17 protein-coding genes are annotated in these 10735 nt (G+C 67.4%); 5 read left to right on the forward strand and 12 right to left on the reverse strand.

Annotated elements, in window-relative coordinates; genetic code table 11:
- Positions 1-24: 24 nt before the first annotated feature.
- On the forward strand, positions 25-1326 hold the full coding sequence (locus HSO01S_RS17455) for a serine hydrolase domain-containing protein (RefSeq protein ID WP_218003835.1): 1302 nt from the start codon (positions 25-27) through the stop codon (positions 1324-1326).
- A 120-nt stretch (positions 1327-1446) separates the two neighbouring features.
- Here the strand turns inward: HSO01S_RS17455 and HSO01S_RS17460 are convergent, their stop codons facing one another.
- The 3 genes from HSO01S_RS17460 to HSO01S_RS17470 are packed head-to-tail and all read right to left on the reverse strand — an operon-like array spanning position 1447 to position 3580.
- Positions 1447-1986, reverse strand: a complete 540-nt coding sequence (locus HSO01S_RS17460) for a hypothetical protein (RefSeq protein WP_066043814.1) — start codon at positions 1984-1986, stop codon at positions 1447-1449.
- A 49-nt stretch (positions 1987-2035) separates the two neighbouring features.
- The gene (locus HSO01S_RS17465) at positions 2036-3238 is read right to left on the reverse strand and encodes a ribonuclease E inhibitor RraB (protein ID WP_066043817.1); all 1203 of its coding nucleotides are present in this window, start codon (positions 3236-3238) and stop codon (positions 2036-2038) included.
- A 39-nt stretch (positions 3239-3277) separates the two neighbouring features.
- Positions 3278-3580, reverse strand: a complete 303-nt coding sequence (locus HSO01S_RS17470; RefSeq protein ID WP_066043819.1) for a hypothetical protein — start codon at positions 3578-3580, stop codon at positions 3278-3280.
- Positions 3581-3682: 102 nt separating this feature from the next.
- Between HSO01S_RS17470 and HSO01S_RS17475 the strand changes: the two genes are divergently transcribed.
- A complete protein-coding gene (locus tag HSO01S_RS17475; RefSeq protein WP_066043821.1) occupies positions 3683-4072 on the forward strand; it encodes a hypothetical protein in 390 nt (129 codons plus the stop codon).
- A 36-nt stretch (positions 4073-4108) separates the two neighbouring features.
- Here HSO01S_RS17475 and HSO01S_RS18915 read toward each other — a convergent pair whose 3' ends face one another.
- The 6 genes from HSO01S_RS18915 to HSO01S_RS17505 all read right to left on the reverse strand — a co-directional run bounded on the left by HSO01S_RS18915 (position 4109) and on the right by HSO01S_RS17505 (position 6911).
- On the reverse strand, positions 4109-4612 hold the full coding sequence (locus tag HSO01S_RS18915) for a DUF6882 domain-containing protein (RefSeq protein ID WP_157079146.1): 504 nt from the start codon (positions 4610-4612) through the stop codon (positions 4109-4111).
- A gap of 62 nt (positions 4613-4674) precedes the next feature.
- Complete coding sequence (locus HSO01S_RS17485) at positions 4675-4998, reverse strand: hypothetical protein (protein ID WP_174523007.1); 324 nt, start codon at positions 4996-4998, stop codon at positions 4675-4677.
- A gap of 52 nt (positions 4999-5050) precedes the next feature.
- Positions 5051-5377: a DUF4190 domain-containing protein gene (locus tag HSO01S_RS17490; RefSeq protein WP_157079147.1), complete on the reverse strand. Its 327-nt coding sequence runs from the start codon at positions 5375-5377 to the stop codon at positions 5051-5053.
- 94 nt (positions 5378-5471) lie between these two features.
- A complete protein-coding gene (locus tag HSO01S_RS17495) occupies positions 5472-5708 on the reverse strand; it encodes a hypothetical protein (protein ID WP_066043832.1) in 237 nt (78 codons plus the stop codon).
- A gap of 307 nt (positions 5709-6015) precedes the next feature.
- On the reverse strand, positions 6016-6453 hold the full coding sequence (locus HSO01S_RS17500; RefSeq protein WP_084361807.1) for a barstar family protein: 438 nt from the start codon (positions 6451-6453) through the stop codon (positions 6016-6018).
- Positions 6453-6911, reverse strand: coding sequence for a hypothetical protein (locus HSO01S_RS17505; protein ID WP_066043834.1), 459 nt, complete (start codon positions 6909-6911; stop codon positions 6453-6455). The genes HSO01S_RS17500 and HSO01S_RS17505 overlap by 1 nt, the downstream gene beginning before the upstream one ends.
- Positions 6912-7103: 192 nt before the next feature.
- On the opposite strand from HSO01S_RS17505, the gene HSO01S_RS18500 reads away from it, so the two are divergent.
- Positions 7104-7574: a hemerythrin domain-containing protein gene (locus HSO01S_RS18500; protein ID WP_084361808.1), complete on the forward strand. Its 471-nt coding sequence runs from the start codon at positions 7104-7106 to the stop codon at positions 7572-7574.
- Positions 7575-7619: 45 nt separating this feature from the next.
- Here HSO01S_RS18500 and HSO01S_RS17520 read toward each other — a convergent pair whose 3' ends face one another.
- The 3 genes from HSO01S_RS17520 to HSO01S_RS17530 form a co-directional block, all read right to left on the reverse strand.
- On the reverse strand, positions 7620-7979 hold the full coding sequence (locus tag HSO01S_RS17520; RefSeq protein ID WP_066043844.1) for a nuclear transport factor 2 family protein: 360 nt from the start codon (positions 7977-7979) through the stop codon (positions 7620-7622).
- A 75-nt stretch (positions 7980-8054) separates the two neighbouring features.
- Positions 8055-8513 (reverse strand): nuclear transport factor 2 family protein, encoded by a 459-nt coding sequence (locus HSO01S_RS17525; RefSeq protein ID WP_084361809.1) that lies wholly within the window; start codon positions 8511-8513, stop codon positions 8055-8057.
- A 103-nt stretch (positions 8514-8616) separates the two neighbouring features.
- The gene (locus HSO01S_RS17530; RefSeq protein ID WP_066043846.1) at positions 8617-8958 is read right to left on the reverse strand and encodes an ArsR/SmtB family transcription factor; all 342 of its coding nucleotides are present in this window, start codon (positions 8956-8958) and stop codon (positions 8617-8619) included.
- Between the two features lie 96 nt (positions 8959-9054).
- On the opposite strand from HSO01S_RS17530, the gene HSO01S_RS17535 reads away from it, so the two are divergent.
- Together HSO01S_RS17535 and HSO01S_RS17540 are read left to right on the forward strand one after the other, a co-directional pair.
- The gene (locus tag HSO01S_RS17535) at positions 9055-9699 is read left to right on the forward strand and encodes a type 1 glutamine amidotransferase domain-containing protein (protein ID WP_084361810.1); all 645 of its coding nucleotides are present in this window, start codon (positions 9055-9057) and stop codon (positions 9697-9699) included.
- Positions 9692-10642 carry an SDR family NAD(P)-dependent oxidoreductase gene (locus tag HSO01S_RS17540; RefSeq protein ID WP_066043849.1) on the forward strand — a complete coding sequence of 317 codons (951 nt, stop codon included), beginning with the start codon at positions 9692-9694 and terminating at the stop codon, positions 10640-10642. Before HSO01S_RS17535 ends, HSO01S_RS17540 begins: the two co-directional genes overlap by 8 nt.
- Positions 10643-10735: the final 93 nt, after the last annotated feature.

Raw genomic sequence — 10735 nt, forward strand, 5'->3', positions numbered from 1 at the left:
GACTCGCTTTGGTACCGTCACCGCATGAGGGACATGGCAGTCCGGAGCGGCCGACGCGCAGTCGGTGCGAGCATCCTGCTCACCGCTGCCCTCGTCGTGACGGCATGCACGTCCGCCGGTTCGGCGCTCCCACCGGCCTCCGGGACCCCCGCATCCGCCCCGCCCGCCGCGGCCGCACCCTCTGCCACCCAGCCCGCCGCATCCATCGACCAGGCGCTCGCCGCAGACATCCGCCAGACGATCACCGACCGGATGGCCGAGTGGGGCCTGCGGGCTGTGATCGTGCAGGCGACGAAGGGTGATCAACCGATCATCACAGAGGCATTCGGCGAGTCGATGAGCGGAGTCCCCGCCACCACGGAGATGCACTTCCGCAACGGTGCGGTCGCGATCTCGTACGTCGCGACCGCCCTGCTCACGCTCGTCGACGACGGCACGGTCGCGCTCGACGACCCGCTCGGCACCTGGCTGCCCGACGTGCCGAACGCCGAGAGGGTGACGCTGGGGCAGCTCGCGCAGATGACCGCGGGCTACGCCGACTACGTGCAGGATGCCGGTTTCCTCGCGCAGCTCGAGGCCGATCCGTTCCGTCAGTGGACGCCCGAGCAGCTCGCCGCCTACGGAACCGCCCAGCCCCTGATCTACGAGCCCGGCACGAACTGGAACTACTCGCACACCGACTACGTGCTCCTCGGCCTGGCGCTCGAGAAGATCACGGGCCAGCCGATGGAGGAGCTCCTGCAGCAGCGGGTGCTCGATCCGCTCGGCCTCGAGAACACGCGAGCCGCGAGCACGCCCGAGATCGCCGAGCCGGTGCTGCACGCGTTCACCGCCGAACGCCGCCAGTCGCTCGGCATCCCCGCGGGCACCCCTTTCCTCGAGGATTCGACCTTCTGGAACCCGTCGTGGACCATCACGCGCGGCGCCGTCCAGTACACCGACATCGCCGACCTGACCCGCACCGCCCGCGGCATCGGCACCGGCGAACTCCTCTCGCCAGCCCTGCACGCGCAGCAGCTGAATCTCGACACCCGTGGCCGCTCGTCGACGATCGACGGATGCACGACCTGCTTCCCGCACTCCGAGATCTACACCTACGGCATCGGTGTGGTGATGATGGGCGACTGGATCCTGCAGAACCCGATGTTCAGCGGTACCGCGGCGGTGGAGGCGTACCTGCCTGCCGAGGACGTGACGCTGGCGGTCGTGGTCACCTTCACCGAGGCCGCCTTCGACGACACCGGCTCCGCCCCGAACCGCGCCACCGACCTCTTCCGTGCCCTCGCGGCCGTCGTGTCCCCCGCCCACGCCCCGCCCACCCGCTGACCTGCGCCGTCTGCCCTCATGGGTCCGGTGAATCGTCACGGCCATGTCCCCACTACGCGGCTTGTGGGAATATCCCCACAAGCCGACAAGTGGTCATATGCCCACACCGACGTGCGTCTACTACTCGGATGGGCGGGGGAAGATGAACCACTTGTTCAAGGAGGTGGTGCCGATTTGGGCGAGCCGGCGCTGCTCCGCGATGAAGGGCTCGTCGGCGCCGAGCGGTGGCTGTGAACCAGCGAAAGGCCGCAAGACCTCGAGGGCGTGCTCCACGGTCAGCTCGCCGATCGAGATGAGCTGCACATTCGAGTCATTGCTGGGGCCGTTCCAGCGGATGACGTCACCGAGCAGGTCCAGCGCGTCGGCGGTGTCCAGAACCAGCCAATCCCGGTCCTTCATCGCTCGCCCAGCCCACGTCGGCGGCGCATCGAGTTGCGACGCCCAGGTGTCACGAGTCGAGCATTCCGCCAGTCCCGACCTGATGAGGTGACCGTACACCCAGGATGCGAACCGCCAGCCCGAAACCTGGTCGGTCTCGACTGTGTGGTTGTCCGCGCTCCGGAATGCGCCCGTGACGCTCCACAACGGCGTCTCCTCGACGACCTCGATGACGAGCGCGGAGATCGCTGCGAGCTCGTCTCGCGAAAAGGGTTCGGTCATGGGGATAACCGTAAGCAATGGTCACCCTCCGCAGACGAGACAGCGGCAATCACTCGTCGACCTGCCATCCCTCGTACCGGCCACCATCGACGGTCGCAGCGAGAGTCTCGAGAGACAAGCGTGCTTCGCCCACGTCCGAGCTCTCGAGCGACGTCACATCGCGTTCCGCAATCAATCCCCAGCCGGGCCCCGACGGTCGCGGGCCGGCCCAGCGGAGTTCCCAGCCGTCTCGCACCACTGCGGTCGCGATCGTCTCGGCTCCGAGCTGGTCGTCGCAGGAGAAGAAGACGACCCAGCTGAAGGCCTTGCCGCTGGCCCGGAGCCGTCGAAGTCGGCGGAGCATCCGCTCATCTGCCTCGACGGCACGGGGAGAGGGTGTGCCGGGACGCGACGGCTCGGCGGCTGCGCTCCTCCCGGCCAGATGAGCCCGTGACCCTCGGCTGAGAGGGGTGGCGAGCATCCCCGTCTTCTCGCTGTAGAGGCCGACGACCTTCGAGCGACGACGCTCGGTCACGCCGACCATGACGGCCGCCGCGGGCATGAGAACGGCAGCGATGACGACCAGGACCGACCAGACATCGAGGCGGAGTCCCGCGACCCCGGCGCCGACGACGAGCGCCGGCAGCGCGGCCAGCGTGATCCACCAGCCGATGCATGCCGCCCTGAGTGACCGATACTCTTCGACGCTCACCGGACTGGCCGAACGCCAGACCCGGACGAACGGCCGGAGACGGTTCTTCCTGTCGTACTCGAGCACCGACCACGTCGATCGAAGGAACCGTCCCGCGTCGTCGAGCATGAGCGTGCCCCGCGGGTAGTCTCCGGCGAAGATGACGCGTGCGTGCTCCGGTGCCGGTTCGCGTTCGACGCGCTCGCCGTAGGTGGCCGGCCCGAGATCGGTCTGCGTCTGCGGCTGCGTTTGCGGCGTCTGCTCTGCCGCTTGCGCTGCAACCTGTGACCGAAGTCGCTCGCGGAGGTCATCGAGCCGGGCGTTCAACGCTCGATCACCGAACCCGACTCTCACCTCGGAGAGGCCACGCCGGGCACTCAGCCGAGAGCGGAGCACCCCGTACACCGCCTCGTCGCCGGCCAGCACACGCAGCCGGTCGGCTTCGAGCGCGCGTGCCCACTGCGGCAGCTCGTACTCGCGGAACAGCTCGACGAGTTCACTCAGAATCGTGGCGACGGAGGCGGCGCGCTCGTCTGCTGTGTCAGCCCGCTCCGCAGCGCGCGATTCTTCCCGGGGATGCACGTCAGCGGTCCGTTCGAATCGCCTCGGCGCATGCGCGGGTCACGTGATGTTCCGGGACGGGTAGCCGGCGTTGCTCGTGTAGCCGCCGGCGTGCTTCACCGGCTGGGCCGGCGCGGAAGCCGAAACGACAGCCGCCGTCGACGGCTCGCTCTGGTCGACGGCGGGCGGGTCCAGAACGACCTCGTCCCGGCGCAGGTACTCTCGCCGGGCCTTGAACGCCGAGCGAACGCAGAGGAAGACGGCGAGCGGTGAGACCACGAGCATCATCCAGTTCGACTGACTGACCAGCGGTCCGACGATGAATCCGATCGCCAGGCATCCCTGAGCGATCGCGACCGACATCGAGCGCGTCCAACGCACCGTATTCGACATAAGTAGCCCCCTCTCGCGAGATTAGCGCACGCCGCGACTAGGAGTGTCCCGCCCGCCGATAGGGTCGACCGCATGAGCATGACCTCGGAGCGGGACCTCACAGACCACGAGCGCGCGCTCCTGCTGATGGCGATCGACACGATGTCGACCGGTGCCGAGCAGGCTCGAGCGCAACTCGCGGTGGCGAGCTACGGCGGCCCCGCCCACGAGGGAACGCATCCTTGCCTCGTCCTCGCGTTGCCGGAAGGCGTCGAGCCGATTCCGCGAGGGGCCGAATATCCGCTGACTCTCTACGTGGCGCCGGACGCCTTCACGGTCGGAACCATCGACGTCTTCATCGAGAACGGACTGCTCACCTCCCTCGAATGGTCGGCGACGTCGCTGGTCCATGACGCGCCGGAAGTGACGGAGTTCCCGTCCCTGGACCGCATCTCAGTCAATCCGAACTTCGGCGGCGTCTGAATTGAAGAGAGCGGAGTCTGGCGCTCACCGTGCCGGTCAGTCTCCGGTCTCGTGTACTGGCTCGTCGCCGAAGGTCTGCATGCCGAACCAGACGTACCCGGTTCGCGTCGGCACTCGATAGACGCCGACCATCCCGGTGAGCATGGCTGCGACTGCCGCGAAATCGTCACCGGCGCTTTCGTCTACGGGCAGCTTGCGGTGTGCAAAGACTGGAATGTTCTTCGACCGACCGATCTCGACAGCGTCGGCCGATACGATCACGACTCTTTCCGGAAGTGATCCGTTCGCGCATCCCCACAGCCAGGTGCTGGTCTCTGAGGAGTAGGTGCCGAGCACGTGCGCCGGCCCGGTGATCGCTCGATCACCGAAATGGAAGCTGAGAGTGCCTTCCGCCAGGTCTGCCGACCATCGATCGCTGCGACCGATGTCCCAACGCTCTTGAGCCAGCCGATTCCCATTCGCCACGTACTGGCGGGCCTCGGCGACGAGCTTTCGGGGCAGGAGATCTTTTTCAAGACCCATTCGCCGTTTCCAGAACACGCCTGGACTCTATCCCAGCGTCTCGCCCGCGAATGTCGATGCTCTGCTAGGAGGGCCTGACCTCAGACCTTCCGAAACGTCCCGATCAGGACGGGTACGCCGACGTTGGGGTTCTCGCCGAGGAGGCGTATCAGCGCGCTGGTTCGCGGCACTTCGAAGGCTTCGACCGGTTCAGCGTGGACCTCGGCGAAGAGTTCGAATCGGCGGCCTTCGGCGTGTTCGTGAGCCCAGGCGATTGCTTCAGCCGCGCTGGCCACTTCGGTGAGCACGAAGGCATCGAGACTCCATGCGCGGCCGGACGACGACTGGACCCAGAAGTTCACCCGGTAATTCGGCGCATCGACGGCGAACGCCGGCTCTGCATGGACGGTTCCAGATGCGCGCATGCCGTGAGGCTACAGAGCAAAGCCGACGACACCTATGTTCTCAACCGCTCCGTCAGAACGTGGACATGCGGAAGATGAGGAGGATGACGTACCCGACAGCCCCGAGGCCGGCCAGGATGATGCCGGCGAGCGAGATGCCGAATCCGGGCTTCCGGCCGTCTTCCGTGCGGTGCGACAGCGCGTGCCGGATGCCGATGATTCCGAAGACCACGCCGACAATCGACGGGATGAGGAACAGGTTCAAGAAGAGTGAGACGACGCCCGCGACCAGAGCGACGATCGCAAACGGATACGAGACGTTCGGCCCCGTGTTCCGGAGGGGCTCTGAGCCCGGCCGGTTGATGATCTTCTCGGACTTCGGTTGTTCCCCCATTGTCATGAGGCGACTCTAGGGGACAGGCGGTTCGTATGATTCCCCGGCAGGCGGGTGGACGAGGTCGGACAGGTCAGTGCCCGTATTGCCGGATCCAGCGCTACGGCTTCTTTCCGAGCACATCCCTGACGGTGCTTCGGCTGTCGATGTGCTCCCGCAGCGGCTCAGATAGGTGCCGTGCGACGAACACGATGCTGCGCCGGAGATTTTCGGGATTGCGGTCGTAGATCGACTCGTTGTGGGCGAGGCGGTTGCGGACTTCACGCAGATCCCGGAGCGCATGATGCAGCTTTCCGCGGTCGGCGCCCGGCGCGTACGCCTTGTGCAGCGCGGGCACCCAGAGCGTCTTCTCATGGAGGCCGTCGGTCAGATAGGTCCAGCCCTACTGTCAGCCACTCGATGACCCAAGGCTCGGGAGTGGATGACAATGCGGTTCCGTTCGCCGAGAATTGTGGGAGCGAGAGCCCTTGAGGACCGATGCTGCAGACGCAGTATGTTGCTTGGGCCTGGACTTGGGAGCCCCGGTATCAGTCACCTGACCCGGGGCTTCTTGCTTCAACCGCAGCGCGCACCCAACCCGAAGGCTCTAGCCCCCGATTATAACGAGCATTGCTCAATTCATGATGGCGTCGCTCGGCGTCACGCTACGAGCCCGGAGTTGCGCCAACCTGCGCGAGCGCGAAATCGGGACCGTCGGTGTGAACGAGGCAGGTGAGCCGTCCGCCGTCCGAGAGCGCTTCACGTGATGCGCGCGCGAGTGCGTCGAGGAAGGCCTGCGCCAGGTCTGGGTCGGCGGATGCGAAGAAGTCGTAGTGGCGGAGCACGACCACGAGCCCCGTCGAGGCAGGGTCCCAGCCGTAGTCGTGCGCAACGACATCGCGGAGGCAATCGACAAGCGCGTTCACGTTGCGACCGTAGTAGTCCGGGAAGTCGAACCCGGCCGAGACATCGTCATGGAACGCCCCGCTCTCATTCCAGGCCGACGCGTCGAGTTCGATGACCTGGTAGCCCTCGGCGGAAAGACCGTCGATGGCAGCCGTGAGAGCTTCAGGTCGGTGGAAGAGCGAAACCGGCGAATCCATCAGGCGGCCGGCGGGTTCGACGCCATGTAGTCGCGCATGGGGACGAGGTTCTCGAGGGGCGCGAAGTAGCCCGCCTCGGGGAGGTCGAACGCGATGCCCTTCACGCCGACCGCCGCGAACGTCGCCGCCCACTCGATCGCCGAGGGCAGCGGGATGGCGAGCAGCGTCGACGCCTCCTCGTCCGAGAGGCCGGCACCGAGGGCCGCGGACTTCGCGCGCTCGGCGGTCGTGAAGGCGAAAAGCATCGGGCCTTGAGGGAGTTGCCCGGCGTACGGAGCCGGCTGCTCGAGGGTGCCGCGGGCGATGAAGATCCAGTGTTCGAGCCCGTAGACGGCGCGCCATAGGTTGTCCATCGCCGCGAAGCTCTCGGGCTCCGCCCGAAGCAGGGCAGCCCGCCGGTCGATCTCCGCGACTTCCTCGGCGGAAGGGTCCAGGCGGGGCGTCTCGGGGTTCTCCATACCGTCAACCCTTCCATAGCGACACGAGCGGCAGCATGCGAACGTGGTCGCCGGCGTCGGGATCGCCCTTTGCCCGCGCTGCACCATCGATTATTCTTGATCCAGCGTCGCGTGCCGGTGGCAGACCGTGTCAGGCATGGAGGCGCCGAACCGAAGGAATGTCGATGCTCGCATTGTCACCTTCGTCGTCGCGTGACTGAACGCGACACGAACAGGCTCATCGCCTGGAGCCATGAACTGCGCGGCGTTCACCGACGCATCCGCGAAGCCCTTCGCCTCACTCGCGATGCCGTGCGTCAGGGCGAGCCCGCCGAGGATGCGAGCCGGGATCTGCTCGTCTACTGCCATGGCTTCTGCGCGGCACTCGACGGCCACCATCGCGGAGAGGACCGCTCACTGTTCCCCGCGATCGAGCACGCCCACCCCGACCTCGCACCCGTGTTACGCGCACTCGAACGGGACCATTCGATGATCGGTCACCTTCTCGGGAATCTCCGCGACGCGATCGACCGTGGCGCGACGGCGTCGGAGTTGGGTCGTCATCTGGATGGCGTGGCGGCCATCATGGAGAACCATTTCCGCTATGAAGAGCGACAGCTCCTCGCTGTTCTCGAAAGACTCGAGCTCCACGCGGAGGTTTGCGACGTCCTCGGGCCCCTTTAGCGGAAGCCTGGCCCGGCCCACGGCAGCGCCCAGGCCCCCACAGCCTCACTCCGCCAAGAGCACCGTGTAGACCTTCGCGATGCGGCCGTCGCTGATGAAGCAGGTGTCGAATCCACGCACGACGGGATCCTGGCCCTCGGGCCCGAAGTTCCACGCGAGGTACCCCATGTCGTGATTGACGTAGACGGGACCGGCCGGAGCGAACACGAAGCCGGGCGCCCCCTCGAGGAGCTTGCCCGCCTTCGCGTCGAGCGCGTCATAGCCCTCGACGACCTCGTCGGGATCGAGGAAGACGACGTCCTCGGTGTAGGTGTGCTCGATGGCCGCCCGCCGCAGCGCGGGGTCGCGCTGGCCGAACACCTCGAGCAGGTTGGCGTTCATCAGGTCTTCGGTGCTGTTCGTCATGGAGGTCTCCTTGAGGTGGATGCGAGGATGCGCGGGGCGGGCGGGCGGGGGGTGAAGGCGAGACCAGCGCGAGCGCTACGGCTGCGAAGGCCGCCGGTCGGTCCAGTCGAAGATCAGCTTGCGCTCGGCGATGAGCCAGCTGCCGTCGATCTTGGCGAAGCTGTCGAGGTAGCGGATGGACATGGTCAGCAGCATCCGCTGGTCGTTCTCGCGAAGAAGATGGAACGCCATGCAGTAGCTCTCGGCCGTCGCCGAGACGGGCCCGGTCCGCTCGATGGTCGACTGACCGTTGAGGTACGTCGTGGCGTCGTACTGCGCGATCAGGCCTGCGAAGGTCGTGGCGAGCTCGTCCCGGCCCGACACCGTCTGCACGGGCGCCGTGGCGTTCGGGTCGCCCTCGTAGAGCAGCACCGTTCCGTCGAGGGTGAAGACCGCGGCCTGCTCCTTCGGCTGCCGCCGGTCGGCGAAGTGGGCGTACCGGTCGATGACATCGCGGATGCTCTGGCGCTCGTCGATCCAGTCGTCGGAGCTCATGCGACCCGCCTCTCGGTGAAGGTTCTGTTCACCCGAGAAACTTCCCGCAGATCGCCCCCAACGGGCAACCGTCAATTGACGTACGGCCTCTGCACCGACCCGGCTACGGCATCCGCACCGACCGCGCCGCCACCAGAGTCGCCGCCAGGAACCCCGGGAACCGCTTCTCGAGATCATCGGCCCGCAGCTTCACGGCGTGCTCGCGACCGGTGACGCGGGTCGACGTGATCCCCGCCTCGCGCAGCGTCTTGAAGTGGTACGACAGCGTCGACTTGTGGATGCCCAGGCCGTACTCCTCCGTGCTGCACGGGTGGTACTCCCCGTCGGCCAGACGCTCCACGACGGCGAGTCGGGCGGGGTCGGCCAAAGCCTTGAGCACGGTGACGAACTCGATGGATTCGACGGGCGGGACCGGGAACGCATCCTTCTCGGCGGTGTTTGACATATCTCAAACTATAGCGGATGCTCGGGAATGTTTGATGGATATCGAACGTTTCAAACAGCAATGGGGGACATGTCCCCGAAAGGATGGATCGACACAATGACCACCACCACCGACTTCGCCGTCGCCGACAACCGCGCTGCGATCAGGAAGAGCGGCCTGCCGACAGGCAGGATCGCCATCCTCACCGCCGACCGCGTCGAAGACGTCGAGTTCTTCTACCCGTACTACCGCTTCACCGAGGCCGGCTACGACGTCGACGTGCTGGCGCCCGGCGGCGCCGAGGTCACCGGCTACAAGGGGCTGGCGCTCCGCACCGGCGTGCAGCCGATCGACGGTGCGCGCGCTGCCGACTACGACGCCCTGTTCATCCCGGGCGGGCTCGCGCCGTCCGAGCTCCGCGAGCTTCCCGCCGCGATCGACTTCGTCTCCGACTTCGCCGCGACCGGCCGCCTGATCGGTGCCGTGTGCCACGGACCCCAGGTGCTCATCTCGGCGGGACTCGTCGACGGACGCCGGATGACGTCGTGGAAGGATGTCGCCCCCGAGGTGCGCGCGGCGGGCGCCGAGTACGTCGACGAGCCCGTGGTCGAGGACGGCCAGTTCATCACCGCCCGGAAGCCGGGGGACATGCCGCTCGAGCTGGCGCGGTTCCTCGAGCGGCTCGCCGCAGAGAAGGAACAAAGCACGCAGAAGGCAGACGAGAACGAGAAGACCGAGACCGAAGGAGCCTCGCATGAGTGACCGAGTGACCACCCCGTTCGATGCGAAGGCGACGGCCGACGACGTGCTCGCCGGCGTCGAGCTCACCGGAAAGACCTTCATGGTGACCGGCGGCGCGTCGGGCATCGGGCGGGAGACGACATCCGCCCTCGCCCGCCGCGGTGCCCGCCTCGTCGTCGGAGTACGGAACCCGGATGCCGCGGCCGCGGCCTTCACGTCGCCCACCGAGCGCGGCGCCGGCAGCATCGTCATCCGCCCCCTCGACTTGAGCGACCCGTCGAGCATCGACCGCTTCGTCGCCGACTGGACGGGCGGGCTCGACGGCCTGGTGGCCAACGCGGGGATCATGGCGCTGCCGGGCCGGCAGCTCGACCCGCACGGCTGGGAGCTGCAGCTCGCCACCAACTACCTCGGCCACTTCGCCCTCGCCCGGGGCCTGCGCCCGGCGCTCGCCGAGTCCGGCGGCAGGGTCGTCGCCCTGAGTTCGACCGCCCACCTCCGGGCCGAGGTCGACTTCGACGACCCGCATTACGTCGATCGCCCGTACGACAGGTGGAACGCCTATTCGCAGTCGAAGACCGCCGACGTGCTGCTGGCGGCCGGGATCGCCGACCGCTGGTCGACGGACGGCATCACGGCCAACGCCCTGATGCCCGGCTGGATCACCACCAACCTCCAGCGCCACCTCGACGACGACACCCTCCGCGCGATGGGGGCGATGGATGAGGCCGGCAACCGCATCGAGCAGTCGTTTTTCAAGACCCCGGCGCAGGGTGCGGCCACCTCCGTGCTGCTCGCCGCGTCGCCGCTCGTGGCCGGCGTCACCGGCACGTACTTCGAGGACAACCAGGAGGCCGAGGTCGTCGAGACCGGCGAGGGCCACTCGACCGGTGTCGCCCGCTACGCCCTCGACCCCGAAAACGCCGACCGACTGTGGCGGATGGCCGACCGGGCGCTCGCCTAGCACCCAGCCGGCCCGCCGGCCTGCACGTGGCCGGCAGCGGCGGGCGCGCCAGCGCCAGCGCCAGTGCCAGCCGCCCGGCCGGCCCGCCCGCCC

Source organism: Herbiconiux solani NBRC 106740 (assembly GCF_001571005.1).
Taxonomy (GTDB): domain Bacteria; phylum Actinomycetota; class Actinomycetes; order Actinomycetales; family Microbacteriaceae; genus Herbiconiux; species Herbiconiux solani.